This is a genomic window from Streptomyces sp. SLBN-31 (genome assembly GCF_006715395.1).
Classification (GTDB): Bacteria; Actinomycetota; Actinomycetes; order Streptomycetales; family Streptomycetaceae; genus Streptomyces.
On sequence record NZ_VFNC01000001.1, the window covers coordinates 2,913,514 to 2,938,968 of the forward strand.

28 protein-coding genes and 2 pseudogenes are annotated in these 25,455 nt (G+C 72.6%); 17 read left to right on the top strand and 13 right to left on the bottom strand.

Annotation, left to right across the window (positions count from 1 at the left end):
- The first annotated feature begins 18 nt into the window (after positions 1 to 18).
- The gene (locus tag FBY22_RS13420) at positions 19 to 675 is read left to right on the top strand and encodes a M15 family metallopeptidase (protein WP_142145373.1); all 657 of its coding nucleotides are present in this window, start codon (positions 19 to 21) and stop codon (positions 673 to 675) included.
- On the opposite strand, the gene FBY22_RS13425 is transcribed toward FBY22_RS13420, so the two are convergent.
- The 4 genes from FBY22_RS13425 to FBY22_RS13440 form a co-directional block, all read right to left on the bottom strand.
- Positions 672 to 1,631, bottom strand: a complete 960-nt coding sequence (locus FBY22_RS13425) for an SDR family NAD(P)-dependent oxidoreductase (RefSeq protein WP_142145375.1) — start codon at positions 1,629 to 1,631, stop codon at positions 672 to 674. The two genes, FBY22_RS13420 and FBY22_RS13425, sit on opposite strands and share 4 nt — an antisense overlap.
- A 244-nt stretch (positions 1,632 to 1,875) precedes the next feature.
- Complete coding sequence (locus FBY22_RS13430) at positions 1,876 to 3,084, bottom strand: aromatic acid exporter family protein (RefSeq protein WP_142145377.1); 1,209 nt, start codon at positions 3,082 to 3,084, stop codon at positions 1,876 to 1,878.
- A gap of 61 nt (positions 3,085 to 3,145) precedes the next feature.
- Positions 3,146 to 3,802 (bottom strand): HAD family hydrolase, encoded by a 657-nt coding sequence (locus tag FBY22_RS13435; RefSeq protein WP_142145379.1) that lies wholly within the window; start codon positions 3,800 to 3,802, stop codon positions 3,146 to 3,148.
- Between the two features lie 62 nt (positions 3,803 to 3,864).
- Complete coding sequence (locus tag FBY22_RS13440) at positions 3,865 to 4,905, bottom strand: PHP domain-containing protein (RefSeq protein WP_142145381.1); 1,041 nt, start codon at positions 4,903 to 4,905, stop codon at positions 3,865 to 3,867.
- 110 nt (positions 4,906 to 5,015) lie between these two features.
- Between FBY22_RS13440 and FBY22_RS13445 the strand changes: the two genes are divergently transcribed.
- Genes FBY22_RS13445 through FBY22_RS13455 form a run of 3 tightly spaced genes read left to right on the top strand, consistent with a single transcriptional unit; the run spans position 5,016 to position 7,127 of the window.
- Entirely contained in the window at positions 5,016 to 5,819 is an 804-nt protein-coding gene (locus FBY22_RS13445; RefSeq protein WP_142145382.1) for an SDR family oxidoreductase, read from the top strand.
- A gap of 10 nt (positions 5,820 to 5,829) precedes the next feature.
- Entirely contained in the window at positions 5,830 to 6,840 is a 1,011-nt protein-coding gene (locus FBY22_RS13450) for a DNA topoisomerase IB (RefSeq protein WP_142145384.1), read from the top strand.
- Between the two features lie 50 nt (positions 6,841 to 6,890).
- A complete protein-coding gene (locus tag FBY22_RS13455; protein WP_142145386.1) occupies positions 6,891 to 7,127 on the top strand; it encodes a hypothetical protein in 237 nt (78 codons plus the stop codon).
- 15 nt (positions 7,128 to 7,142) lie between these two features.
- Here FBY22_RS13455 and FBY22_RS13460 read toward each other — a convergent pair whose 3' ends face one another.
- The gene (locus FBY22_RS13460; protein WP_142145388.1) at positions 7,143 to 8,372 is read right to left on the bottom strand and encodes a lectin; all 1,230 of its coding nucleotides are present in this window, start codon (positions 8,370 to 8,372) and stop codon (positions 7,143 to 7,145) included.
- A gap of 139 nt (positions 8,373 to 8,511) precedes the next feature.
- Entirely contained in the window at positions 8,512 to 9,132 is a 621-nt protein-coding gene (locus FBY22_RS13465) for a VanZ family protein (RefSeq protein WP_142145391.1), read from the bottom strand.
- A 247-nt stretch (positions 9,133 to 9,379) separates the two neighbouring features.
- Between FBY22_RS13465 and FBY22_RS13470 the strand changes: the two genes are divergently transcribed.
- Genes FBY22_RS13470 through FBY22_RS13495 form a run of 6 tightly spaced genes read left to right on the top strand, consistent with a single transcriptional unit; the run spans position 9,380 to position 13,129 of the window.
- Entirely contained in the window at positions 9,380 to 9,562 is a 183-nt protein-coding gene (locus tag FBY22_RS13470; protein WP_142145393.1) for a hypothetical protein, read from the top strand.
- Positions 9,559 to 10,011 carry an MrpF/PhaF family protein gene (locus FBY22_RS13475; protein WP_142145395.1) on the top strand — a complete coding sequence of 151 codons (453 nt, stop codon included), beginning with the start codon at positions 9,559 to 9,561 and terminating at the stop codon, positions 10,009 to 10,011. Before FBY22_RS13470 ends, FBY22_RS13475 begins: the two co-directional genes overlap by 4 nt.
- Positions 10,004 to 10,264: a hydrogenase subunit MbhD domain-containing protein gene (locus tag FBY22_RS13480; RefSeq protein ID WP_142145397.1), complete on the top strand. Its 261-nt coding sequence runs from the start codon at positions 10,004 to 10,006 to the stop codon at positions 10,262 to 10,264. Before FBY22_RS13475 ends, FBY22_RS13480 begins: the two co-directional genes overlap by 8 nt.
- Entirely contained in the window at positions 10,261 to 11,001 is a 741-nt protein-coding gene (locus FBY22_RS13485) for an MnhB domain-containing protein (protein WP_142145399.1), read from the top strand. The genes FBY22_RS13480 and FBY22_RS13485 overlap by 4 nt, the downstream gene beginning before the upstream one ends.
- An 8-nt stretch (positions 11,002 to 11,009) precedes the next feature.
- Positions 11,010 to 11,357, top strand: coding sequence for a sodium:proton antiporter (locus FBY22_RS13490; RefSeq protein WP_142147594.1), 348 nt, complete (start codon positions 11,010 to 11,012; stop codon positions 11,355 to 11,357).
- A complete protein-coding gene (locus FBY22_RS13495; protein ID WP_142145401.1) occupies positions 11,357 to 13,129 on the top strand; it encodes a complex I subunit 5 family protein in 1,773 nt (590 codons plus the stop codon). Before FBY22_RS13490 ends, FBY22_RS13495 begins: the two co-directional genes overlap by 1 nt.
- Here the strand turns inward: FBY22_RS13495 and FBY22_RS13500 are convergent, their stop codons facing one another.
- Positions 13,130 to 13,792, bottom strand: a complete 663-nt coding sequence (locus FBY22_RS13500; protein WP_142145403.1) for a DUF4230 domain-containing protein — start codon at positions 13,790 to 13,792, stop codon at positions 13,130 to 13,132.
- Between the two features lie 145 nt (positions 13,793 to 13,937).
- On the opposite strand from FBY22_RS13500, the gene FBY22_RS13505 reads away from it, so the two are divergent.
- The gene (locus tag FBY22_RS13505; RefSeq protein ID WP_142145405.1) at positions 13,938 to 15,128 is read left to right on the top strand and encodes a cytochrome P450; all 1,191 of its coding nucleotides are present in this window, start codon (positions 13,938 to 13,940) and stop codon (positions 15,126 to 15,128) included.
- Here FBY22_RS13505 and FBY22_RS44840 read toward each other — a convergent pair.
- Positions 15,055 to 15,282 (bottom strand): annotated as a pseudogene (locus tag FBY22_RS44840) (hypothetical protein); the annotation flags it as partial. The gene FBY22_RS13505 and the pseudogene FBY22_RS44840 sit on opposite strands and share 74 nt — an antisense overlap.
- Between FBY22_RS44840 and prs the strand changes: the two are divergent.
- Positions 15,277 to 15,777, top strand: a pseudogene (prs, locus tag FBY22_RS13515) (ribose-phosphate diphosphokinase); the annotation flags it as partial. The pseudogenes FBY22_RS44840 and prs overlap by 6 nt on opposite strands.
- A gap of 47 nt (positions 15,778 to 15,824) precedes the next feature.
- Here the strand turns inward: prs and FBY22_RS13520 are convergent.
- Together FBY22_RS13520 and FBY22_RS13525 are read right to left on the bottom strand one after the other, a co-directional pair.
- A complete protein-coding gene (locus FBY22_RS13520) occupies positions 15,825 to 16,205 on the bottom strand; it encodes an anti-sigma factor antagonist (RefSeq protein WP_260844821.1) in 381 nt (126 codons plus the stop codon).
- A 205-nt stretch (positions 16,206 to 16,410) separates the two neighbouring features.
- Positions 16,411 to 16,848, bottom strand: a complete 438-nt coding sequence (locus FBY22_RS13525) for a MarR family winged helix-turn-helix transcriptional regulator (RefSeq protein ID WP_142145411.1) — start codon at positions 16,846 to 16,848, stop codon at positions 16,411 to 16,413.
- Between the two features lie 103 nt (positions 16,849 to 16,951).
- Here FBY22_RS13525 and FBY22_RS13530 point away from each other — a divergent pair, with 103 nt between their 5' ends.
- Both FBY22_RS13530 and FBY22_RS13535 read left to right on the top strand, forming a co-directional pair.
- Positions 16,952 to 18,406, top strand: coding sequence for an aldehyde dehydrogenase (locus FBY22_RS13530; RefSeq protein ID WP_142145413.1), 1,455 nt, complete (start codon positions 16,952 to 16,954; stop codon positions 18,404 to 18,406).
- A gap of 40 nt (positions 18,407 to 18,446) precedes the next feature.
- Positions 18,447 to 19,553: an NAD(P)-dependent alcohol dehydrogenase gene (locus tag FBY22_RS13535; RefSeq protein WP_142145415.1), complete on the top strand. Its 1,107-nt coding sequence runs from the start codon at positions 18,447 to 18,449 to the stop codon at positions 19,551 to 19,553.
- Position 19,554: 1 nt separating this feature from the next.
- Here FBY22_RS13535 and FBY22_RS13540 read toward each other — a convergent pair whose 3' ends face one another.
- Positions 19,555 to 20,505 carry an NADP-dependent oxidoreductase gene (locus FBY22_RS13540; RefSeq protein ID WP_174267136.1) on the bottom strand — a complete coding sequence of 317 codons (951 nt, stop codon included), beginning with the start codon at positions 20,503 to 20,505 and terminating at the stop codon, positions 19,555 to 19,557.
- A gap of 71 nt (positions 20,506 to 20,576) precedes the next feature.
- Between FBY22_RS13540 and FBY22_RS13545 the strand changes: the two genes are divergently transcribed.
- Together FBY22_RS13545 and FBY22_RS13550 are read left to right on the top strand one after the other, a co-directional pair.
- A complete protein-coding gene (locus FBY22_RS13545) occupies positions 20,577 to 21,536 on the top strand; it encodes a GlxA family transcriptional regulator (RefSeq protein ID WP_142145417.1) in 960 nt (319 codons plus the stop codon).
- A 68-nt stretch (positions 21,537 to 21,604) separates the two neighbouring features.
- The gene (locus tag FBY22_RS13550) at positions 21,605 to 22,459 is read left to right on the top strand and encodes a hypothetical protein (protein ID WP_142145419.1); all 855 of its coding nucleotides are present in this window, start codon (positions 21,605 to 21,607) and stop codon (positions 22,457 to 22,459) included.
- A 7-nt stretch (positions 22,460 to 22,466) separates the two neighbouring features.
- On the opposite strand, the gene FBY22_RS13555 is transcribed toward FBY22_RS13550, so the two are convergent.
- Positions 22,467 to 23,030: a TetR/AcrR family transcriptional regulator gene (locus tag FBY22_RS13555; RefSeq protein WP_142145421.1), complete on the bottom strand. Its 564-nt coding sequence runs from the start codon at positions 23,028 to 23,030 to the stop codon at positions 22,467 to 22,469.
- Positions 23,027 to 23,389 (bottom strand): DUF1304 domain-containing protein, encoded by a 363-nt coding sequence (locus FBY22_RS13560; RefSeq protein WP_142145423.1) that lies wholly within the window; start codon positions 23,387 to 23,389, stop codon positions 23,027 to 23,029. The genes FBY22_RS13555 and FBY22_RS13560 overlap by 4 nt, the downstream gene beginning before the upstream one ends.
- 287 nt (positions 23,390 to 23,676) lie before the next feature.
- Between FBY22_RS13560 and FBY22_RS13565 the strand changes: the two genes are divergently transcribed.
- A complete protein-coding gene (locus FBY22_RS13565; RefSeq protein WP_142145425.1) occupies positions 23,677 to 25,455 on the top strand; it encodes an ATP-binding protein in 1,779 nt (592 codons plus the stop codon).

The following is a 25,455-nucleotide window of genomic DNA, read 5'->3' on the forward strand; positions in this document are numbered from 1 at the left end:
CCGGGGGATGATCGGGGCATGAGCGAGATCATCCTGATGGCCGACGCCCGGGTCGCCGCCGTCCCCGTCGAGGACAACGGCGAACCCCTCGTCGACGTACGCGAGGCACTGCTGGTCGACGACCGCAAACACGAGGACTCCCGCGGTGCCGAGGTCCATCTGCGCCGCGGCGTCCTCGAACGCCTCCTCACGGCGCAGGCCCTGCTGCCCGACGGTCTGCGACTGCTCTTCGTGGAGGGGTACCGGCCGCCGCCCCTCCAGCGCCTCTACTTCGAGCGTTACGCCGACGAACTGCGAGCCACCCACCCGGACTGGCCGGCCGACCGGGTGCACAGCGCCGCGAGCCGCTACGTGTCCCCACCCGATCTCGCGCCGCACAGCGCCGGAGCGGCGGTCGACCTGACCCTCGCCGACGCGGACGGCCGTGAACTGGACCTGGGGACACCGATGAACGCCGGCCCCGAGCAGAGCGACGGCGCCTGCTACACCGGAGCCGGGAACATCACCGCCGAGGCCCGGGCCCACCGTGCCGTACTGGGCGAGGCGATGGGCGCCGCCGGGCTGGTCAACTACCCGACCGAGTGGTGGCACTGGTCGTACGGCGACCGCTACTGGGCCCTGGCGACGGGAGCACCCGCCGCCCTGTACGGACCCCGGGATTCGGTCCGCGGCTAGCCCGCGAAGGCGTTCACGCCCGTCAGTTGTGCTGACAGGTCCCACAGGCGGGACGCCTGCGCGGGGTCGGTCGCCCAGGGCTTGACGCCGGAGGTGGCGTCGCCCGTGGCGGGTTCGGCGATGTCGCAGTCCTCCAGGTAGACGCCGCCGAGACCGTCCAGCTGGGGTGAGGTCGCCGCCCAGACCTGGGTGGCCGCGCCCTGCTGGGGGGTCTTGAAGCCCTCGGGGTTGAGGATGTTGCCGTCCGCGTCGATCCACCCGCGCTCCATCATCTCCTCCCGCGGGATGTGCCGCTGCAGCGGCGTGAGGATGCCGCCGGGGTGGAGCGAGAAGGCGCGGACGCCCGAGTCGCGGCCGAGCCGGTCGAGGTGGACGGCGAACAAGACGTTGGCGGTCTTGGCCTGGCCGTAGGCCTGCCACTTGTCGTAGCCCTGCTGCCAGTTGACGTCGTCCCAGCGGATGCCGGAGAAGTGGTGGGCGCGGGAGGAGACGGAGACGACCCGGGCGCCGCCCGGCGCGATCGCCGGCCAGAGGCGGTTGACCAGGGCGAAGTGGCCGAGGTGGTTGGTCGCGAACTGCGCCTCCCAGCCGGGCCCCACGCGCGTCTCGGGGCAGGCCATGATCCCGGCGTTGTCGATGACGATGTCGAGGACGCGGCTGGTGGCGAGGAACCGCTCGGCGAAGGACCGCACACTGTCCAGGTCGCCGAGGTCCAGTTCGTCCACCTCGACGCCGTCGAGACCGGCGAGCGCCTCCTCGGCCGTCGCCCGGCGCCGGGCCGGGACGACCACCTGGGCGCCCGCCTCGGTGAGGGCGCGGGTCGTCTCCAGGCCGAGTCCGGAGTAGCCGCCGGTGACGAGGGCCAGCTTCCCGGTGAGGTCCAGGCCCCGCAGGACGTCGTCCGCGGTGCTGGTCGCGCCGAAGCCGGATCCGATCTTGTGCTGTGGAGTGCTCATGCCGGGAACGCTACGGATTGGAGTGCTCTCGAAGTCAAGTGCGGCCGAGCCGCAGGAAGAGAGAAGCCCCGACCGGACGGGGGGATGCCGGTCGGGGCAGTCGAGGTGTGGGTGCGCACGGTGGTCGCCTCTCGGCGAAAGGCTCCACAGGGCTTCAGCCGAACGATCGTCCCTGTGGGCGGAAGGTGAGGCCCGGGGACACTGTCCCGTCCACACCCACGCCGTGTTCAACGGTCAACCACCCTCAGGTGTTCCGCTGTTCGGCCTCTTCGACGGTGATCTGGGTCACCTGCGCGGCGGCGGGAACGGAGTCCACCCACAGGTTCTCCGCCTGCAGCACCAGCGAGCCGAGCACGGTCGTCCGGTCCGCCCTGCCGGACGCCTGCTCCCGCAGTTCCTCCTGCAGCCGCCGGTGCAGGGCCTGCCGGGCCTCCTCACCCCGGCCGTCCGCCCCCTCGACCCCGCGAGCGTCGAGCAGCCGTACCCCCTCCGCGGCGCACGCCTCGGCGATCAGCTCCAGCAGCCGCGCGTACGTCCGCAGCACCCGCGCCTCCGGCAGGGCCGGCGTGCGCCCGTCCTCGGCCGCGACCACGAGGGTCCGCACCAGACTCCCCACATGCCCGGTGACCCTGCTGAAGCGCTCGTCCTCCGACTCCTCGGGCACCGCCGCGGGGACCCGGTGCAGGGCGCGCAACGGCCGGCTCGTCAGCCGCAGGCTCTCCCGGCTCCAGCGGCGCGCCGAGCGCAGCGCCTCCAGCCGGTGCTCCAGCCGCGCCGTGGCGTGCGACCAGCCGGCCGTGGTCCGCGCGTCCCAGCGCTCGTGCCGCAGGTCGTCCGCGACCGTCCGCAGCACGTCCCCGGCCTCCCGGGCGAGGGCCGCGAGGTTCTCCCGCACGTCCCGCAGGTGGATGGGCGGCAGGATGAGCGCGTTGACGGCCACCCCGATCACCGCGCCCAGCGCCGCCTGCCCCACCCGGTGCCCGACCGCGGTCGCGGTCACGGTGCCCGACGCCAGGGTGAACACCGCCGTGGTCGCCGCGTAGACCCCCTGGTCGCCGAAGCGCGACCAGTTCGACAACAGCATCAGCACCGGCAGGCACAGCGCGAGCGCGCCCAGCGTCGCCCCCGTCAGAGCCTGCGCCGCCGACGCGAACAGGGTGCCGACGCAGATCGCCGCCAGCTGCTGCGCCGCCTGCCGCAACGAGCTGTACACGGTGGCCTGCACCAGGAGCAGCGCCACCCAGGGCGCCATCAGTGCCATCGGGTCGTTCATCCCGTCGCTCGCCACGATCCAGGCGAGCAGCGCCGCCCCGGCCGCCTTGAGCGACTGCACGACCAGGTCCCGTTCCCGCCCCGGTGAACGCCAGGCCGCCCGCGCCGAGCGACCGGCCCTGACGGCCCCCCGCCGCCAGGCGTGTGCCGAGTGCGTGAACACCGCTTTCGTCCTGCTCATGCGCCTACGGGTGTCCAAGATCGCGGCCCCGGAGCGGGGGGAAAGCTGTGACATGCCGCACTCAGGCGAAGGGCCCTTCCTTCAACGAGGCCAGCAGATGCGCCGGATCGTCGTAGACCGTCTCGGCGCCCGCCTCCTCCAGGTCGCGGCGGGGGACGCCGCCGCACAGCACGCCCACGCAGCGCACCCCGGCCCGGCTGCCCGCGCGCATGTCCCACACGGTGTCGCCGACGAACACCGCCCGCTCGGGCGGGACTCCGGCCAGCTCCAGGGCGTGCTCGACCGGCTCGGGTGCCGGCTTGCCCTCGTCGACGTCGTCGGCGCTCGCGGTGGCGGTGATCACGTCGTCGGCCGAGATGGCACGGCGCAGCGCGGACAGCTCGGGGCCGCTCGCGGAGGTGGCCAGCACCACCTGCCAGCCGTCCCGGTCGAGGCGGCGCAGCAGCCGCCCGGCGTCCCGGAACGCGGGCAGCCGGTCGAAGTACTGGCCGTACAACGCCTTGTGCGCGGCGCTCAGTTCGGCGTCCTGGTCCTTGTCCCGCCGCTCGCCGAGCAGCCGGGCGACGAGGTCCTCCGAGCCCAGCCCGATGGAGCGGTGGATGGCGTGCATGGGGATGTCGTGCCCCGCCTGCCGGAAGGCTTCCCACCAGGTCACCACGTGCAGGTGGTTGGTGTCGGCGAGGGTTCCGTCGACGTCGAACACGGCCGCCCGTTCCATGCGCGCTCCTTCTCCCCGGCCGCCCGGACCGGCAGTTTCATCACAGCCGCTCGGGTACCACGTCAGGTGCCCGGCACTCCTGTCGGCAGACTGCGTCGCCCCGCCCAGGCGAGCAGGTCCTCCCGCGACCACGTGTTCACCACGCGCTCGGCCGGCACCCCGCACTCCTCGGCCCGGGCGCAGCCGAGGATCTGCCAGTCCAGCTGGCCGGGGGCGTGCGCGTCGGTGTCGATGGAGAACAGCACGCCCGCCTCCACCGCCCGGCGCAGCAGCCGCCGCGGGGGGTCCAGCCGCTCGGGCCTGCTGTTGATCTCCAGAGCGGTGCCCGTCTCGGCCAGCGCGGCGAACACCTCGTCGGGCTCGAACTCCGACTCCGGCCGGCCCCGCCCGGTCACCAGCCGCCCGGTGCAGTGTCCCAGCACGTCGGAGTGCGGATCGCGGACGGCAGCCACCATGCGGCGGGTCATCGCGCGGGCGTCCATGCGCAGCTTGGAGTGCACCGACACCACGACCACGTCGAGCCGTTCGAGCAGCTCGGGCTCCTGGTCGAGCGAGCCGTCGTCGAGGATGTCGCACTCGATGCCGGTGAGCAGCCGGAACGGCGCCCAGCCGGCGTTCAGCTCCGCCACCACGTCCAGCTGCCGCCGCAGCCGCTCGGGGGACAGGCCGCGGGCCACGGTCAGCCTGGGGGAGTGGTCGGTCAGCACCGCCCACTCGTGGCCCAGCGCCGCCGCGGCCCGCCCCATCTCCTCGATGGGGCTGCCGCCGTCCGACCAGTCGGAGTGCAGATGGCAGTCGCCGCGCAGCAGCGCCCGCAGCCCCTCGCCGCGCCGCTCGCCACGGGGCGCCGCGGCCTCGCTCTCCAGTTTGCCCAGGTAGCCGGGGACCTGCCCGGCCAGCGCCTCCCGCACCACCTGCGCCGTCTTGGGGCCGACCCCCTTGAGCGACTCCAGCGTCCCGGCGTCGGCCCGCTCACGTATCTCGCCCGCGGGCAGCGTCGCCAGGACCCGGGCCGCCGTACGAAAGGCGCGCACGCGGTACGTCGGCGCCAGGGACCGCTCCAGCAGGAAGGCGATCCGCTCCAGAGCCTCGACGGGATCCATGGTCACCTCCACGTCCAGGGTTCCCCAGCCGCGCCCGGGCCGCACTGTTTGCCGGGCCCGCCCACGGGTACTGCGAAGCCTCGCCCTTCAACATCACGAGGAGGTCGACGATGTCCCCATCAGCTCCCGCCGGAGTGGCCGTGGTCACCGGTTCCGACTCCGGCATCGGCCGGGCCACCGCCGTCCGCCTCGCGCAGGCCGGCCTGGACGTCGGCATCACCTTCCACACCGACCACGAGGGCGCGGAGGAGACCGCCGCGGAGGTCCGTGCCCTCGGGCGGCGGGCCGAGGTCGCCCGACTGGACCTCACCGGTCTCCCCGAGGCCGCGGACACCGTGGACGAGCTCGCCGAGCGCCTCGGCCGCCTCGACGTCCTCGTCAACAATGCCGGTACGGGCACCATGACGCCGTTCCTCGACCTGGAGCTCGACACCGTGCGCGAGGTCCTGGACGTCGATCTGATCGGCCCGTTCCTGTGCGGGCAGCGGGCGGCCCGGCACATGATCCGGCAGGGCGACGGCGGCCGGATCGTCAACGTGACGTCCGTGCACGAGCACCAGCCCAGGGTGGGTGCGGCGCCGTACTGCGCGGCCAAGGGCGGCCTCGGGCTGCTCACCCAGGTCATGGCGCTGGAGCTCGCCGAGCACGGCATCACCGTCAACGCGGTCGCGCCGGGCGAGATCGCCACTCCGATGACCGGCCAGGAGGACACCGACGTGCGCGCCGAGTCCCGTCCCGGCGTCCCGCTCGGCCGTCCGGGCGACGCCCGGGAGGTGGCCGCCGTGATCGCGTTCCTCGCCGGACCCGACGCCTCCTATGTCACCGGCGCGTCCTGGAGCGTGGACGGCGGGATGCTCCGCATGGGCCCGCAGGCCGGCTCGCATCTGAAGAGCGACGACTGGCGGCGGCCCTGAACCGACGGCCATGAGACTGCGCACCAGCTCCTGCGAACGCCCCGGGTTCAGCCGCGTCCGCTGGGGCCGCGGCTTCCGCTACCGGGACCAGGACGGCCGGCCCCTCACGGACCCCCGGCACCTCGACCGCATCCGCGCCCTGGTCATCCCGCCCGCCTGGCGGGACGTGTGGATCTGCCCCTGGCCCAACGGGCACCTCCAGGCCGTCGGCACCGACGACGCCGGCCGCCGCCAGTACCTGTACCACGAGCTCTTCCGCGCCCAGCAGGAGCAGGCCAAGCACGAACACGTCCGGGAGGTGGCGCGTGCCCTGCCCGAGCTGCGGGCCAAGGTCGCCGCCCACCTCGCCGGACGCGGACTGTCCCGGCCGCGCGTCACTGCCTGCGCCGTGCGCTTGCTGGACCTCGGCTTCTTCCGCATCGGCAGCGACCGGCACACCCGCCAGAGCGAGACCTACGGTCTGACGACGATGCTGCGCGAGCACGTGACCTGCCGCCGCGACGAGATCGCGTTCAGCTTCCCGGCGAAGGGCGGCACGGAGATCGTCCGGGCGCTCGTCGACGAGGAGGCCCACACCGCCGTACGCGCCCTGCTGCGCCGTCGGCGCGGCGGGGACCGGCTGCTGGTGTACTGGGAGCGCGGAGCCTGGCACGACCTGCACGGCGCCGACCTCAACGAGACCATGCGCAGGCTGTCCGGGACGGAGATCACCGCCAAGGACTTCCGGACCTGGCACGCAACGGTCCTCGCCGCCGTCGCTCTCGCCGTCGGGACGGGGGAGGCCCGCGCCACCCCCACGGCCCGGCGCCGGCAGGTCGCCCGCGCCGTCCGCGAGGTGAGCCACTACTTGGGCAACACGCCGGCGGTGTGCCGGGCCTCCTACATCGACGCGCGGGTCCTCGAACTGTTCGAGGAGGGGCGGACCGTCGCCCCCGCGCTCACCCGGCTGGGCGAGCACGGGCACTTCGGGCCTCCCGCCACCCAGGGCGCCGTCGAGGCGGCCGTGCTGGAACTCCTTTAGGAGTGACGCGACCGAGCCAGGTGGGCCGGTTGCGTCCTACGCTGAATTGCATGACCGAACAAGCAGCTCCCTACATCGCGCACCCGCGGATCATGGTGCTCGGAGTACAGCCGGGCACGCCCCCGTTCCGGATCGTGGAGATCGACGGCGAAGTGGTCGGCGAGGCCAAGGGCATCATCGACGTCCTGGAGGCCGCGGCGGCGTTCGGCATCACGGTCCACGACATGGACGATCCGGACGTGGTGCGCTGGGTCGGCGGCGACAAGTTCACCTGGAGACCGCACTAGGTCCTGCCGAGCTGGTCAGCCGACCGTCCACTTCTGGTTGGCGCCGCCCGTGCAGGACCAGATCTGCAGGCGCGTGCCGTTGGCCGAGTTGTTGCCGGTGACGTCGAGACACTTGTTCGCCTGCGGATTGACGATGTCGTGGGCCCCGGTGACCGTCCACTTCTGGTTCGGGCCGCCGGTGCAGTCCCACAGCTGGACGGTCGAGCCGTCCGCCGTGCCGTTGCCGGTGACGTCCAGGCACTTGCCCAGGGCGCGCAGTGTGCCGTCGGAGCCCACGGTCCACTGCTGGGCGGCGGTGCCGTTGCAGTCGTAGAGCTGGACGGGGGTGCCGTTGGCGGGGTTCGCGCCGGCGACGTCCACGCACTTCCCGGCCAGTCCCCTGATCGCCGCGCCGGTGGCCGTGTCACCCGTGGTGACCGACACCGAGTCCACCACCAGCTGCTGCGGGAAGGCCGTGGAGCCGTCGGGGTCGCCCGGCCAGTAGCCGCCCACCGCGAGGTTGAGGATCAGGAAGAACGGCTTGTTGAACACCCAGGTCTTCCCGCCGAGGTCGGCGGGAGTGCGGCGCTGGTAGACGTTGCCGTCCACGGACCAGGTGATCGAGTCGGGCGCCCAGTCGACGGCGAAGGTGTGGAAGGCGTCGGCGAAGGCTTGGCCGCCCGGCAGGGTGTAGGCGGCGCCGATGCCGCCGGAACCGGAGTAGCCGGGGCCGTGGATGGTGCCGTGCACGGTGGAGGGCTCGAAGCCGACGTTCTCCATGACGTCGATCTCGCCCGAGTCCGGCCAGTTGACCGGCGTGCCCAGCATCCAGAACGCGGGCCACATGCCCTGCCCGCGCGGGATCTTCATCCGGGCCTCGACGTGCCCGTACTGGGCGGTGAACTTCCCCGAGGTGTTCAGCCGGGCCGAGGTGTACTGGCAGGTGCCGTACCAGCACTGGTAGTTGGCGGGGTTCTCGCGCCGGGCGGTGATCACCAGATGGCCCTGGCCGTCCAGTGCCGCGTTCTTGCTGCCCGAGGTGTAGTACTGCCGCTCGTGGTTGTTGACGTTGTCGCCGGTCTCGGTCTGCCACTTCGAGGAGTCGACGGCGGCCCCGGCGGGCCCGTCGAAGGTGTCCGAGAACGTCACCGCGGCGGCGGTGGCCCTGGACGTCTCCGCCTGCGCCGCACCGGTCGCCGCGGTTGCGACCAGGACGGCGGAGAGGGCGGCGAACAGACATCTGCGCAGCAGTCGTGGGGAGGCCACGGCACTTCCTTCCGTACGGCGGCCGGGCGCACACGTGCGCCCGGCCGGGGTGGGGGGTGAAGGCGTCGCCTCTTGATTTAAGAAGTGAGATAAGCCCGCCGTCAATACATTGGTACGGACCGGAGTTCGGGGTTCCCGGTTACGCGCTCTTTGTCCGCTTGGCCGGCCGGGCGGGCACCCGCTCCCGGGCGTGCACCTTGCCCATCCGCCGCCCCAGCAGCAGCCAGCCGATCAGGGCGCCCGTGGTGTTGAGGATGACGTCGTCGATGTCGAAGGCGCGACCGTTGACCAGTGCTCCCTGGGCGAACTCCACGAGCAGCATCACCACGGCGGTCAGCAACAGGACGCGCAGCAGCCCGCGTGCCCGTGGCGCGACGACCGGCACGAGCACGCCGAACGGGACGCCCAGCAGAATGTTGCCGCCGATCTGCTTCACGGTGTCCCGCAGCGCCGGCTGCTCCATGTAGGCCCGGATCGAGCGGCCCGGATGCAGGTTGGTGTGCACCAGCGAGGTCGAGGCGGGGGAAGGCTCCAGCGTCAGCTTGGCCAGCACGACCGCGAACGCCACCATGGCCGCGAACGCGCCCAGCATCGCCAGCACCCGGATCGGCCAGGGGAGCACGTGCCGCTCGCGCGGCTCCGGGCGGGGCGCGGGACGCGCCTTCGCCTTCTTGACGGACTGCGCACTCGTCTCCGGCTTCGCGGCCTTGGCGGTGCGCAGGCGTAAAGCGGACAGCGGGCGCACTGCTGCACGGGCCATCAGGTCCTCCAGTCTTCAACTTGCCTGCGTTTCAAGGCGTTTACCCCCTCGCCGCCCGACGATGCCGCCGCATCCGCGGTCCGGGCCGGGCGCCCGCCCGGTTTCCCCTCCCGCTGTGGGGGCACTCCGGGCGATGAGCCGAGCGCGCCGCCACCAGCGGCACCCGTCGTGATGCTTGGATGCCGCGCAGGGACAGACCGGACATCTCGCCGGCACGGTGAGCGAGCGGAGCCCGAGGAGGTGGCGCATGACCCCGCGGACGGCACTCCTCGCCCTGGCCGAACTGCTCGCCTGGTGGGTCGCGCTCGCCCTCCTGTGGCTGGTCCTCATCAGCACGGTGGACACCCTGGAACTCGCCGTCGGCGCCGGCTGTGCCGGCGTGGGCGCCCTCGCCGCGCGGGCCGCCCGGCGGGCGGTGACCGGATCGTGAACGGCTGGACGCTGGCCGCGACCGTCGGGCTCGGCGCCGGCCTGGGGGCGGCCCTGTGGGGTGTGAGCACCGGGCCGCTGCGGCGCCGGGTCGTGGCCCAGAACCTGTCAACTGCCCTCGCCTGCCCCGGCCTGCTCCTCCTGTCCCAGGCCTACGGCCGCCCCTCCTACGCGGACCTCGGCCTCGTCCTCGCCCTGCTCGGCCCCGTCGGCACCCTCGTCTTCGCCCGGTTGCTCGCCGACGAACTCGCCGAGGACCCCCCGCGCGCCTGGGGAGCGACATGGGTGGTCGCCGGACTGGGCGCGGCCGCGGTCATCGCGCTGTGCGTGGCCACCGGGCCCGGCCGGGCCATGGTCAAACTGCTGGTGATCGGGGCGCTGTTGATCAGCGGGAACATCCTCGCCTCGCGTGCGCTGTCCGGAGGGTTCCGGGGGGTGCGCCGTGGCTGACGCGGTGATCGTCGTGGCGCTGCTGCTGGTCGCGGCGGCCTCGACGGCGGCGGTGGCGACTCGTGATCCCGTGCGCCAGGCCCTCGTCCTGGCCGTCCTCGGGGTCGTGCTCGCCGTGCTGTTCACCGTCCTGCAGGCACCCGACGTCGGCCTGTCGCAGCTGGCCGTCGGCTCCGCCCTGACCCCGCTGCTGCTGATGCTCACCGTCCGCAAGGTCAGGCGGCGCGGCCGGGACAAGGACGACCGCCGGTGACCCGGCGCGGCCGACTGTGGGTGCTGCTGGCCGGCGGCGCGGGCCTCGCCGCCCTGCTCGTCGCGGCCTGCCTGAGACTCCCCGACTTCGGCGGGGACCGGCACCCCTACGGCGACCGGGCCGTGCGCGCCTCGCTCGCCCGGCACACCGCCAACACCATCTCATCGGTCAACTTCGACCAGCGCGCCTTCGACACCCTCGGCGAGATGACCATCCTCTTCTCCGCCGTCCTCGGCTGTGTCGTGCTGCTGCGACAGACCCGCGACGAACACCGCGCCCGCCCCCAACCCGCCGAAGTGGCCCGGCCGGTACGCCACTACGCCCTCGTCGTCCTGCCCGTCGCCCTGCTCAGCGGGCTGTACGTGGTCGCCCACGGCCAGCTCAGCCCGGGGGGCGGCTTCCAGGGCGGCGTCGTCGCCGCGACGGCCCTGCACCTGCTCTACCTGGGCGCCGACTACCGGGCCCTGGAACGGGTCCGCCCGATCGGCGTCTACGAGGTCGGCGACGCGCTGGCCGCCTCCGCCTACCTCGTCACCGGTCTCGCCGGACTTGTCGGAGGCACCGCCTTCCTGGCCAACACGCTGCTGCCGTACGGCACCTTCAACACCCTGTCCTCCGGCGGCACCGTCCCCCTGCTCAACGCGGCCATCGGCATGGAGGTCGCCTGCGCCGTCGTGATCCTGCTCGCCCGCTTCCTGGACCAGGCCGTCGAGATCGAGGAGGACGACGGGACGTGAACGCCGTGATGGACGTACTGCCCTACCTGGTGGCCGCATATGTCTTCCTGGTCGGCTGCTACGGCCTGGCCACCAGCCGCAACCTCATCCACGCCGTCGGCTGCCTGTCCGTCTGCCAGGCCGCGACCTACGTCCTGCTGCTGGCGGTCGGTTACCGGGACGAGGCCACCGCACCCGTCTTCTCCGACATCGATCCCGGCTCCCGGCCGGTCGTCGACCCCGTCGTCCAGGCGCTCACCCTCACCGACGTCGTGGTCGGCGCCACCGTCACCGCCCTGCTGCTGGCGCTCGTCGTGCAGGTCGCCAAGCGCCACGACACCGTCGACCCCGACGAGCTCTCCGAGCTGCGCGGCTGATGAACGACCTGCTCCCGCTCCTCGTCGCCGTCCCCCTCCTCGGTGCCGCCGTCCTGGTCGCCGTGGGGCGCCGGCTGCCCCGGGTCGTCGCCGAGTCCGTGGCCTGCGCCGTGTGCGCGGCAACCGCCGGGCTCGCGCTGGTGCTGCTCCTCGACTCCTCGCCGCCCATGACCGAATGGGTCGGCGGCTGGCAGCCGGTGAACGGCGAGAGCGTCGGCATCGTCCTCGTCGGGGACGGCCCGGGCCTCGGCATGGCCGCGCTGGCGTCGCTGCTGACCCTGGCGGCGATGGTGTACTCCTGGCACTACTTCGACGAACCGCCCCGCCGCCACGCGGGCTCCTTCCCCGCCCTGCTGCTGCTCTTCCAGGGCGGCATGTGCGGCTTCGCGATCGCCGGCGACCTGTTCAACATGTTCGTCTGGTTCGAGCTGATGAGCGTCGTCGCCTACGCCCTCACCGGCACCCGTGTCGAAGAGGCCAAGGCCGTGCAGGGCGCCCTCACCTTCGGCGTCGTCACCTCGCTCGGCGCGTACGCCATGCTGATGGGCATCGGGCTGCTGTACGCCCGCACCGGCGAACTGGCCCTCACCCAGATCGGGCGCGGCCTGGACAGCGCCGCCGTGCACGGGGGACCCGACGCGCTCACCCTCGCCGGTTTCGTCCTCGTCCTGACCGGCCTGCTGGTCAAGGCCGCCGCCGCGCCCTTCCACTTCTGGCTGCCCGACGCGCACGCCGTCGCGCCGACGCCCGTGTGCATGCTGCTGTCCGGCGTCATGGTCGAGCTCGGCACATACGGCGTCTGGCGCGTGTACGGCACCGTCTTCTCCGGCCCGGGCGGCGTCCCGGCGGCCGACGCGGAGCGGGTACTGCTGGTGCTCGGGACCCTGACGGCGCTGGTCGGTGCCGTGATGTGCTGGTTCCAGCGGCACATCAAACGGCAGCTGGCCTTCTCGACGGTCGCCCACACCGGGCTGTTCCTGATCGGCCTCGGCGTGCTGACGCCGGAGGGCGATGACGGGGTCGCGCTGTACATCCTCGGCCACGCCGGGGTGAAGGCCGCCCTGTTCGCCTGCACCGGCGTCCTCCTCGACCGCTTCGGCAGCGTCGACGAGTACGCCCTGCACGGCCGCGCCCGGCGGCTGCGCGGTGTCGCCGTGCTCTACGGCGTGGGCGGCCTCGCGCTCGCCGGGCTGCCGCCGTTCGGAACGGGCCTCGGCAAGACCGTCACCGAGGAGGCCGTGGGCGGCCCGCTCACCGTGCTGTACGTGCTGGTGAGCGCGGTGACCGGCGCGGTGGTGCTGCGAGTCACCGCGCGGGTCTTCCTCGGCCTCGGGCCCCGGCCCGAGGAGGACACCGAGTACGAGACGACCGGCTCCGGCGAGCAGCCCGAGACCGGGAGCCGGCTCGGCCGCGTCCCCGACACGATGAGGTCGGTCCCCGCGGTGCTGCTCGCCGCCTCTCTCGCCGTCGGCGTGGCCCCCGGCTTCGCCGGGCTGGTCGCGCACGGCGTCAACGAGGCCGGCGCCGGCGGAGCCGTGGTCTCGGCTCCGCACTGGACGCCGGCCGGGGTGTTCCTCGCCCTCGCCTCGACCGCGCTGGCCGGGGGCCTCGCGGCCCTCGCCGTGGCCCGGCCGAAGCTGCTCGCCGGCGCCTACCGCGCCTCGCGGCTGCGGCGCCTGCAGTCCGGGCACCTCGGTGACTACGTGGCCTGGATGCTGGTCGGCGCCGCCCTGCTCGGCGCGCTGGCCCTGCCCGGGGTGCTGGGCGGCTGATCAGCTCCGGTAGGAGACGTGCACCTCCTTGAAGCCGAGCGAGTGCAGCAGCCCTTCGAGCATGTCGGTGGTGTTGCTCTCGGCGCGCTTGGTCAGTCCGCTGTCCTTCGCGGCGTCGCCGATGTGCTTGACCGCGGCCTTCTGCACGGCCTGCTCGCTGTTGGGGTTGTCCGAGAAGAGGTCGCCCAGCCGGTCCAGCAGACCGCGCTGCTTGGAGACCGCGTAGGAGCGGTCCGGGTCGAGGGCCGGCTTGCCCAGGGCCGCGTGCGGCAGCCGCAGAGTGGCGGACGTGCGGTCGCCGTTGACCGTCACGTCGTCCTTGCCGACCCTGCCCAGGTCCACATAGGCGTCGACGGTGCCCGCGCCCACGTAGAGGACACGGGTGCCGCGGATGGCGTCGGGCAGGTACTTGGTGTCCTTCTCCAGGTCGACCACGACCTGGAAGTTGCCGGAGGCGGCGTCGTAACGGCTCATGTCCTGGATGGACTGGAGCAGTGTGGGGCCCGTGCGGTCGTGGGTCTCGGTGCCGAACAGGTCCTTGAGGCCCGGCAGCACGGCCAGCCGGATACCGGCGAAGAACACCACGAGCACCAGCACGACGGCGCTCACCGCCTTCGCCCAGCCGGGCATGCGCCTGGACACGCGCCTGATGGGAGTCGTCATGGCGACGGCCCTCCTTTCCACTGACACGCATGCCCGCCAAATGCCCGGCCAGACCGTCTCGTTGGCCGATTGACACCCTTGGTCGAGGCAGTCGGGGCGCATTAGCGTGAGGGGACCGTCCGAACCGGCATGCCGGGAGCCCCGGATGACCACAGACAGCACTTCCCGCCCCTTGTGTCCCATGCACCGCGTCGACCTCCCCGAGGCCGGGCCGCCGCGGCCCGCCGCCCTCGGCACCGGAACCCCGGTGTGGCTCGTCACCCGGTACGCCGACGTACGTCAGGTGCTGATGGACCCGCGTTTCGACAGAAGATCGCTGTACGCCGACGACGCGCCGCCGCTGCTCGTCGTACCGAACCTGCTGGACGACCCGAACGGTCTGCTCAACATGGACGGGGAGGCGCACCGCAGGCTGCGCGGCACCGTGCAGCGGGCGTTCACACCCCGGGCGATCGCCCGCTGGCGGCCCTGGGTGGCCTCGACCGTCGACGCGCTCCTCGACGACTTCGCCGCGCGCCGGCCGCCGGCCGACATCATCGAGGGCTTCACGCGGCCGCTGCCCGTGTCGGTGATCTGCCGGCTGATGGGCCTCGACCACCTGGACCGCGAACGCATCCGCCACTGGGCCGACCACGCCCTGACCGGCGGCGCCCACACCCGTGAGGAGGTCTCCGCCGCGCTGGCCGAGTTCACGGCCTTCGGCGCCGACCTGATCGCCGAACGGCGCGAGTCTCCCGGCGACGACCTGGTGAGCGGTCTCGTCGCGGCGGGCGACAGCCTCGACATCGACGAGCGGCAGCTGGTGCGCCTCGTGTGCGGGCTGGTGGTGGCCGGTCACGAGACGACCATGACGGCGCTCGGCAACATCGTCGTCTACCTGCTCACCGACGCCCGGGACGTCTGGGCCGGACTCGCCGCCGACGAGGAGACGGCGGCGGGCGCGGCGGAACAGCTGCTGCGTGCCGTCCCGCTCAGCGAGGGCCGCGTGCTGCCGGGACTGATCCGCCGCGCCGTCGAGGACGTCGAGGTCGGCGGCGTGGCCATCCCGGCGGGCGCGGTGGTCGCCGTGCAGACCAACTCCGCCGTCCGCGACCCCGACGTGTTCCCGCCCGGCCCGCCGGACCCCTTCACCCCCCTGACCTCACCGACCCTGATCTTCGGCGCCGGACCCCACCACTGCCTCGGCGCCTGGCTCGCCCGGCTGGAACTCGGCCTCGCCCTGCACCGGCTGGCCTCCCGACTCCCCGGCCTGCGCGCCGAGTTCACGCCCCAGTCGATCGAATGGCGGGAGGGCCAGTTGACGCGCAGCCCGCGCAGACTGCCGGTGTCGTGGTGAACGCCCCGCGCTGCGGTCGCAGTTCACGGTCGCCCGACGGCCGCGACCACCACACCCCCTCGCCGTGGGTGAGTCCCGGCAGCCGCAGCTCGACCTCGCGCACCCGGCGGGCCGGCACCTCACCGGTGATCACCCAGGAGGTGCTCCCGCCCGACACTTCCGGCGGTACGACCTGTCCCGCACCACCGTCGTCTCACCGGATCTCGGCAACGCCAAGGAGGCGGCCGCGTTCGCCCGGATGATCGGCGCCCAGGTGGCCGCCGGCGCCAAGCAGCGGTACGCCGACGACCGGGTCTCCATCAGCTCGGTCATCGGCGAGGTCGCCGGCCGGGACGTCATCGTGCTGGACGACGAGATCGCCAAGGGCAGCACGGTCCTCGAACGCCTCCACCGGCTACGGGAGTTGAAGCCCCGCTCGATCCGGGTGGTCTGTACGCACGGGCTGTTCGCCGCCGGGGCGCTCAAACGCATCGGCGAGCAGCCCGACATGCTGGAGATCGTGTGCACCAACACCGTGCCGGTCCCGGAGGAGGAGCGCACCGAGAAGCTGCGGATCCTCACCGTCGCCCCGGCGCTCGCTGAGGCCGTGCGCCGCATTCACAACGGCGAGTCCGTCAGCGCCCTGTTCGACGCGCCCGGGGGCGAATAGACGCGCGGGACCATCGGTCACATCGACCACGGGAAGACCGGCGGCGCTCACAACGACCCGGACGTGGCCTCGGGCTGCCCCAGGGCCGCGTCCAGGGTCGCATGCGGGGGCAGCAGTTTCGCCAGCCCCGTGACCCGCAGGATGCGCAGCGTCAGGGGGTGTGTGCACACCAGCCGCAGCTCGCCGTCCCGGTCGAGGGTCCGGGTGCGGGCCCGGTACAGCAGGCGCAGTCCGGAGCAGTCGAAGAAGTCGACGGGCCGCAGATCGATGATCAGCCGGACGTCCGGGCGCGCCGTAACCCGGTCCAGGTACGGACCGATCTCCGCGGCCGCCGCGATGTCGATCTCGCCGCGGAACTCCAGCACCGTGTGTCCGCGATCCTGTCGGACCCGCAGATGCCGCGTCAGCGGCGCCGGTTGCTGCTCCACGACGACATCGCCTCCACCTGCTCCGACGTTGCGGGTTTGCAGGTCACCGGGGGCCGGGGTGACAACGTTCCGTGAGCCTATGAGCGTCGGCCCGTCCCCTGGGTCCCGAGTGAGCGCAAAAGCGTTCCCCGCCCTGCAAGTTACCCTCGATGGAGTGAATTTGAGCATGTTCGATTGACATATGTCTTCGAATTGCGGTGAACGCCTACGACAGCGCGTGCCAGGCCTTGGACAGGGACTGGCGGAACTGCTCGGTCTGGTGGGCCGTGAGATCGCGGACCATGCGCTCTTCCAGCTCCCGCACCGGCTCCGCGTGCTGTGCGAGCAGCTGCCGGCCGGCGTCGGTGAGCAGGATCAGCAGCTCCCTGCGGTTGCGCGGATTGCGCTCCCGGCGCACCAGTCCGCGGTTCTCCAGGGACCGTACGAGGTCGGCGATGGACTGCGCGGTGACGAACGAGTCGCGGGCGAGCTGGGCGGCCGACAGTCCGTCGTGGCGCTCCAGGACGGTGAGCGCGGTGTACTGCAGCGCCGTGATGCCCGCCGGCCTGACCAGCTCGTCCAGGTGCGAGCGCACCACGAGCTCCACCTGCTTGACCATGTAGAGCAGGGACGGCGATGTCTTCGTAGCCTGGGAGTCGAGCATGGGTTCAGCCTAGAGCATTGACAGGAAACCTGTCCGTAATGAAACTGCGAACCAACAGGATTCCTGTTTGTTGAAATCTTGGCGAAGAGGCTGAGGAGTGGCGATGACCACCTTCGAGATCGAACCCGGACGGCTGTTCGTCGGGGGCCAGTGGCGCGATGCCGCCGACGGAGCGCGCACCGAGGTGGTCGACCCGTCCCGGGGTGCGGTCCTCACCACCGTCGCGGAGGCGGGCGCCGCCGACGTGGACGCGGCGGTCCGGGCCGCCCGGGAGGCCTTCGACGGCGGAGCCTGGTCCGGACTGAGCGGGCGCGAGCGCGGCCGCGTCCTGCTCCGGGTGGCCGAGCTGATCCGCGAGAACGCCGACGACATCGCCCGCCTGGAGAGCCTGGACGTCGGCAAGCCCATCTCGCTCTGCCACGCCGTGGACGTCACCAACGCCGCCAACGACTACGAGCACTTCGCCGCCCTCGCCCACTCCCTCGACGGCGCGGTCCGCGACACCCCCATGAACGCCCTCGCGTACACCAGGCGCGAACCGCTCGGCGTGGTCGCCGCGATCACACCATTCAACTTCCCGCTGATCCTTGCCGGTTCGAAGATCGGCCCCGCGCTGGCGGCCGGCAACACGGTGGTGCACAAGCCCGCCGACGAGACCCCGCTCAGCGCCCTGTACATGGCCCGCCTCTTCCAGAAGGCCGGCGTCCCCGACGGCGTGGTCAACGTCGTCACCGGCACCGGAGCGGTGGCGGGCGAGGCCCTGCTGCGCCACCGCGGCATCGACAAGGTCGCCTTCACCGGCTCCACCGCGGTCGGCCGCCATGTGGCGGGCGTGGCCGGCGAGGCCCTCAAGCCCGTCACCATGGAACTCGGCGGCAACGCCGCCCACATCGTCTTCGAGGACGCCGACCTGGAGAAGGCGGTCGGGGCGATCATCAAGGCGTTCGTCTTCAACACCGGCCAGTTCTGCATGGGCGGCCCGCGCCTGCTGGTGGCCCGCCCGGTCTACTCCACCCTGCTCGGCATCCTCGCCGAGGCCGTCCCCGGCGTGCCCGTCGGCGACCCGCGCGACCCCGGGACCGTCGTGGGCCCCATGGCGGGGGAGAAGCACCTGAGGAAGGTCGAGGAGTACGTCGACCTTGCCCGCAAGGAGGGCGGCCGCATCGTGGCCGGCGGTGAGCGGCTCGACCTGGACGGCGGCTACTACTACAAGCCCACCGTCATCGCGGACCTGTCGAACGACTCCCGGGTCGTGCAGGAGGAGATCTTCGGACCCGTCCTGACCGTGCAGCCCTTCGACACCGAGGACGAGGCGGTCGCGCTCGCCAACTCCACGCCCTATGGCCTGGCTTCGGGTGTCCAGACCGCCCACCTCGCCCGCGCCCACCGCATCGCCGAGCGGCTCCAGGCGGGCATCGTGTGGATCAACGACTGGGCCATGCTCGACCCCGCGGTGCCCTTCGGCGGCGTCAAGGACTCCGGTTTCGGCCGCGAGTACGGACCCGAGGCCCTCGCCGCCTACACCAAGGTCAAGTCCGTCGTCGTCTCGCTCGACTGATCCCGGCTGAACACGCCCGAACCACAAGGGAGTTCGTACGATGTCCATCACCACCCGCGCCGCGGTCGTCGAGTCCGGCGGTACGCCCTTCACACTCGCCGACGTCGAGCTCGACGAGCCCGGACCGCACGAGGCCGTGGTCCGCATGGTGGCCACCGGCCTGTGCCACACCGACCTCGGGGTGGCGAGCGGCGGCCTGCCCTTCCCGCTGCCCGGCGTGCTGGGACACGAGGGAGCGGGTGTCGTCGAGGCCGTCGGCCCGGCGGTCACCGGCGTGGCGCCCGGCGACCATGTCGTGCTGTCGTTCACCTCGTGCGGCGAGTGCCGCAACTGCAACGGCGGCCATCCCGCCTACTGCGCCACCTGGCTGCCGCTGAACCTGATCGGGGGCCGCCGCGCCGACGGCAGCAGCACGATCAGCCGCGACGGAGAGCCCCTCGGCGGCCACTTCTTCGGACAGTCCTCCTTCGCCGAACGCGCGCTGGTGGACGAGCGCAGCCTCGTCAAGGTCGACCCGGACGTGCCGCTGGAGGCGATCGCCCCGCTGGGCTGCGGTGTGCAGACCGGTGTCGGCGCCGTCTGGAACGTACTGAAGCCGGCCACCGGCGGCACGGTCGTCGTCCTCGGCGCCGGCGCCGTCGGGCTGTCCGCGGTCATGGCGGCCGCCCTGACGCCCGCCACCACGATCGTCGCCGTCGACCGGGTCACGGAACGCCTGCTGCTGGCAAGGGAGTTGGGAGCCACCCACACCGTGAACGCCGCGCAGGAGGAACTCGGCGAAGCGCTCGCCGGCATCACCGGGGGCCAGGGCGCGGACGGGGTCGTGGAGACCACGGGCAACGTCGGCGTCCTGCGCCAGGGCGTCGACGCGCTCGCCGCCCGCGGCACCCTGGTCGTCGTCGGCGCCCCGCCCTTCGGTACCGAGGTCGCCCTGGACGTCAACGGCCTCCTCGGCGGCAAGCGGGTCGTCGGCCTCACCCTCGGCGACGCCGAGACCCAGTCCTTCATCCCGTCCCTGGTCCGGCTCGTGAAGGACGGCCGGCTGCCGCTGCACCGCCTGATCAGCACCTATCCGTTCGCGGACATCGACCAGGCGGTGCGGGACATGCGCGCGGGCAAGGCAGTCAAGCCCGTGCTGACGTTCTGACTCAGCCGACCGTCAGGACCAGCTTCCCCGTGGTCCGGCCGGTGTCGCCGAGCCGATGGGCCTCGGCGGCGTCGGCCAGCGGGAAGGTGCCGGCGATCGTGGGGCGCAGCTTCCCCGCCTCCACCAGCTCCGCGATCGCCGTCATGCCGCTGTGCGAGGCGTCCACGAGCATCCGCAGCGACCGCACACCGAGCCGCTCGGCCTCCTCGTGGAAGTCGTCGGAGCCGACCGGCAGGATCGACACGAGGATGCCGCCCGGACGCAGCACCCGCAACGAACGCGTCGAGGTGTCGCCGCCGATCGTGTCCAGGACGACGTCCACGTCCTTGACCGCCTCGGTGAAGTCCGTCTCCCGGTAGTCGACCGTCTCGTCGGCCCCGATCCCGCGCAGGAACTCGTGCTTGCCCGCGCTCGCCGTGCCGATCACGTACGCGCCGCGCGCCTTGGCGATCTGCACGGCCACGTGCCCGACCCCGCCGGCCGCCGCGTGCACCAGCACCCGCTGCCCCGGCCGCACGTCCGCGTACTCCACCAGCGCCTGCCACGCGGTCAGTGACACCAGCGGCAGCGCGCCCGCCTGCGTGTGGTCGATCGAGGCCGGCTTGTGCGCGAACCACCGCGCCGGGCCGGTGACGTACTCGGCGTGCGAGCCGTGGCCGAACGGGTAGGACAGCATGCCGAGGACCTCGTCGCCGGGCCTGAAGCGGGCGACGCCGATCCCGACGGCCTCGATCACGCCGGAGACGTCCCAGCCCAGCACGAAGGGCGGCTCGCCGAGGAAGCCGCCGGTGGCGCGGTGCTTCCAGTCGGTCGGGTTGACGCCGGCGGCGCGTACGCGCACCAGCACCTCGTTCGTGCGCGGCTCGGGGCGCGGCAGCTCCACTTCCCTCAGTACCTCGGGACCGCCGAGGACGTCCTGGCTGATGGCTCGCATCGTCTTCACAGTGCTCATGGTGAACCAGCCTGCCGGGATCCGCCGCCCCGGGAAATGGCACGATTGCCAACCTTCGATAAGATCGTGCCATGCGTGGTGAACAGCGGGTGGAACGGGTCGTCGTCCTGGCCCTGGACGGTGTGTATCCCTTCGAGCTCGGCATCCCCAGCCGGATCTTCGGCACCGCCGACGGCCGGTACGAGGTGCTGACCTGCAGCGTCGACGGTCAACCGGTGCGCTCCTGCGCCGACTTCACCATCGGCGTCGAGCACGGCCCGGAGATCCTGGCCACGGCCGACACGGTGGTGGTCGCCTCGATGACGACCTCGCGCATCCCCGCCGAGCTGCCCCCGGAGGTCTCCGACGCGCTCGCCCGCATCCGTCCCGACGCCCGCATCGTCTCCATCTGCACCGCCGCCTTCGTGCTCGCCGCGGCCGGTCTCCTCGACGGCCGCAAAGCCACCACGCACTGGCAGGTCACCGACGCGTTCCGGCGCCGCTACCCGCACGTCGACCTGGACCCGGACGTCCTGTTCGTCGCCGACGGCCGCATCCTCACCTCGGCCGGCGCCGCCTCCGGCGTCGACGTCTGCCTGCACATCGTCCGCACCGACCACGGCAGCGAACTGGCCAACGCCGTGGCCCGCCGCTGCGTGGTCCCGCCCTTCAGGGACGGCGGCCAGGCCCAGTACATCGAGCAGCCCGTCCCGGAGAACGGCGCCGCAGGTACGGCGGCCACGCGCGCGTGGGCACTGGAACGCCTCGACGAGCCCCTCACCCTGACCGACCTCGCCGGCCACGCCCGGATGAGCCTGCGCACCTTCGCGCGCCGCTTCAACGACGAGGTCGGCATGAGCCCCGGCCGCTGGATCGTCCAGCAGCGCGTCGCCCGGGCCCGGCACCTGCTGGAGTCCAGCGACCTGTCCGTCGACCAGATCGCCGGCCACGTCGGCTTCGCCACCGGCGCCTCCCTGCGACAGCACCTGCACGCCGCGATCGGCGTCTCGCCGCAGACGTACCGCCGTACGTTCCGCACGGCGGCCAGATAGGCCCGAACGTTCCGTGCCGCGCCGGCGTCGGAGGAGCGGAAGGCGGCGACGGGGACAGGGGTGGAGCGATGCGCGCGGGACTGGTGGCGACGACGGTGCTGGTGGCGACGGCGGTGGTGGCATGCGGTGCCGACGAGGGACCGGACCTGGTCGTCACCGGCACCCCGCCCGCCGCACCCTACGGCGGGCCGCTGCACGTGCCCGTGAAGCACGTCGACGAAGACGGCGTCCGGGCCGCACGCGCCGGGTCGGGAGCCGCCGGCCGGGCGCTGGAGTGCGACGGCGAGATGTACTCGGGCGGAAGCAGCGGCCCCTGGAGCAAGGGCGACGGAGGCGCGACGCCGCAGGAGGGCCTCGAGGTCTACTTCGACATCGAGCAGCCCGACGTCCCGCAGTACGGCTACCGCGTCGAGCGCGGGGAGGCGGACCGCGTCCTGTACTCCTTCGACGTCGGCGGCAGGACCAAGGTGGCGGTCGTGGTCGCCAAGGACCAGAAGGGCAGGCCCGGTTGGGGTCCGGAGACGAGCGCCTCCTGCGACCCGGCGGAACTCCCGGCGAGCTTCACCGACACACGGGCGTACGAGATCTGGACCGACCGCAGCGGCGAGCGCGTGCCGGTCAGCAAGGTGACCGGCGGCACCGGCCCGGCCCACTGCGACTGGCAGAAGGCGCACTTCCTGTCGCTGGGCGAGGGCAGGAACGGCAGGACGTACGCGCGTGACCCGGACGGAGTGCTGCCCGACGGCATGCTCGGCGTCCCGTACGACGGTGACGCGCGGATGCCCGCCGACGCGCACGACACCGGATACCGCTACCACGAACGGCGGTTGTGGCTCACCGACGACCCGTCGAGGGTCTACGTCCGCACGCCCCACGGCGTGGAGGCCTGGCCGCGGGTGAAGGACGGGTACGGCTGCAAGTGAGCGGATGTCAGCGGCTGGCGTGCAGGGCGACCAGCAACTGCCAGACCTCGTCGGCGATTTGGGCGCCGTCACCGTCCAGCAGGCCGTGCAGCCAGTCGGCCAGCACCCCGGCGAAGGTGGCTGCCACCGCCGAGGCCACCAGCGGGGCGTCCGCCGCGCCCGCGCGCTCGCGTTCACGCAGGCTGTAAGCGCGCAGATCCCGGTGCAGCACCCGGCCGAGCGGACCGCCGCCCCCCGGGGTCAACAACTCGCGGTACAGGCCGGCGTGCGGGGCCAGCGAGGCGAAGAACTCCGCCAGCGCGGGCGGCGCGTGCACCGGATCGGGCCTGCCCGTCCAGGAATGCAGCGCCTCGACGGCCTCCCGTACGACGTCCGCGCACGCGTCGACCGCCAGTGCCTCCAGGCCGTCGTAGTGGACGTAGAACGTGGCCCGCCCGATCCCGGCCCGCCGCACCAGCGCCGCGACGCCGACCTCCGTCAGCGGCCGCTCGGCGCACTCCGCGAGCAGCGCCTCGCGCAGCCGCGCCCTGGTGCGCGCGGCCCTGGGGTCCTCGGGGGCGGGGCGGGTCACTGTGCGATCAGGACGGCGGCCAGGGCGAGGGCGCCGGGCAGGGCCTGGGCGAAGAGGATGCGGCGGTTGGCGGTGACGGCGCCGTAGACACCGGCGACCACGACACAGGAGAGGAAGAACACCTGGGCACGGTAGCCGGTCGGGTCCGCCGCGATCAGGCCCCAGACCAGGCCGGCCGCGAGAAACCCGTTGTACAGGCCCTGGTTGGCGGCCATCGGCGCGGTCGCCCGGGCCATCTCCGGGTCGAAACCGTGCAGCGACTTCCCCGGCCTCTTCTGCCACAGGAACATCTCCAGCACCAGGATGTAGGCGTGCAGGGCGGCCACCAGCGCGACCAGGACATCAGCGAGCGTCGCCATGGCGACCTTCCTTTCATGGACAGGTGTCCACTATAGCTGGACACCTGTCCATGAAGTAAGGGGGTGGTGCAGCCGGGCGACGGGAGCGCGGTTCCTGGCGGAGAGTGATGGAGCCCTCACCTCCGCGGGGTGTTCGAGGTTGATCCTTTCGGGTTCAAACCCGATAAGCTCCGGTTCGGCGCTGCGAGTTGACGGATCGCGTCCGTTCACTTCGTGGTGCGCACCCATGAGTGCGGAACCCCGTTGTACACCCCCCTTGTTCGTTCGTGTTGCTACGAAGGATGCAGATGGAACTCGCCACTCCGCCGCCGGCGGCGCGGGCCCCTGTCGCCTGGTACAGCTGGTGGTTGATGCCACTGGCCTTAGGAGGCGGGACGGTAGCCGCCACGTTCATGAGCTCCGAGCGAATAGCCGCCGGCGTCGCGGGCGCGGCGGCGACCGCCGCGAGCGCCGTCTGTGTACGGCTGCTGGTCCGCACCCGGGCCCAGCTCAACCGCTCCGAGAACTCCTTCCGCACCACGCAGGCGGAGCACTCGCAGCAGTGGCAGCAGCATGTGTCGGCGCTGGAGCGGAAGTTCACCGCCGAGCGCGCCTCCCTGGAGGCCCAGCTCAACGAGCAGTCCAGCGGCTACGAGGCCCAACTCGCCGAGCAGAGCTCGACATACGAGGCCCGGCTCGCCGAACAGACCCGCGCCTTCGAGGCGCGGCTCGCCGAGCAGATCGAGTCGTACGAGGCCCGGCTCGCGGAGCAGAACGAGGCCTGGCAGGAGCAGCTGGCCCACCAGCACGCCGCCGTCGCGCGGCTCGCCGACGAGCAGTTGCCCGAGGCGCTGAAGCAACTGCGCGCCGGTGAGGCGATCGACGACCTGCTGCCCGTCGGCAACCAGTGCGCCAAGGTCAGCTCCGACCTGCAGGCCGAACTGCGCAAGGTGCTGCGCACCGCGCTGATCGGTGTGGAGGAGGAGTTCAACCGCTCGACCTCCGCCGAGCAGGCCGTGATCAGCATCGGCAACCGCATCCACGTGCTCACCAGCAAGCTCCGTGGCCGGCTGCACGAGATGCAGGGCGAACACGGCCGGCTGCCCGCGGTGGCCCGCGGTCTGATGGAGCTCGACCAGCAGCTCGGCCCCGCCGACTCGCTCGCCGCCAGCATCGGCGTACTCGGCGGATCGGACCGGCCCGGACGCCAGTGGCAGGAGCCGCAGCGCCTGCTGAGCGTGGTGCGCGGCGGCATCGGCCGGATCAAGGACTTCCACCGCGTCGAGGTACGGCACCTGCCCGAACTCGGCGTGGACGGCGGCCTGGTGGACCACCTCACGCTGGTCTTCGCCCACCTGCTGGACAACGCGGCCCGCTACTCGCCGCCCACCGAGCCGGTCATCGTCTCCGGCAAGGAGGTCCCCAACGGCGTCGGGATCGAGATCCAGGACTCCGGCAAGGGCCTGAGCGAGGAGAAGAAGCGGGAGGCCGAGGAGGCACTGGCCGGCACCGCCGCCGGACCCGGCATCGGCGGCATCTCCGAGGACGCCAACATCGGTCTGCGCGTCGTCGGGGCCCTCGCCCGTCGCTACGGCATCCGCGTCACCTTCGCGGACTCGCCCTGGCTCGGCACCTCGGTGGTCGTGGTGGTCCCGCACAAGTACTTCAGCCCGCTGCCCGCCGCGACCCCGGTGACCGCCCAGGCACCGGCGGCCCCGCAGGCGCAGGCGCAGGCGACCGAGGCGGCCCCCACCGCCCCGTCCTCGCCCGCCCTCACGGCGACCGTCGCGGCCGCCGCCGAGACCGTGACCGAGGCCGGTGACGGCGTGGACACCACGCCCGGCGGACTGCCCCGACGCCGCAGCAAACGGCACGAGACGGCACGGCACGAGCCGGCCGGCCGTGCCGGGCGGACCGGGGAGAACGCGGTCCACGCCGTCCCGCCGGACGCCTCGTTCGCGGGCCTGGCCGCCTTCGCGACCGCCGGCCGCACGTCCGCCGAGGAGCCCACCGGGGAGTCAGCCGAGGGGGACACCGCGCCTGACGGCCGTGAGTCCACCGAGCACCGCACTGAAGAGAGCGACTAG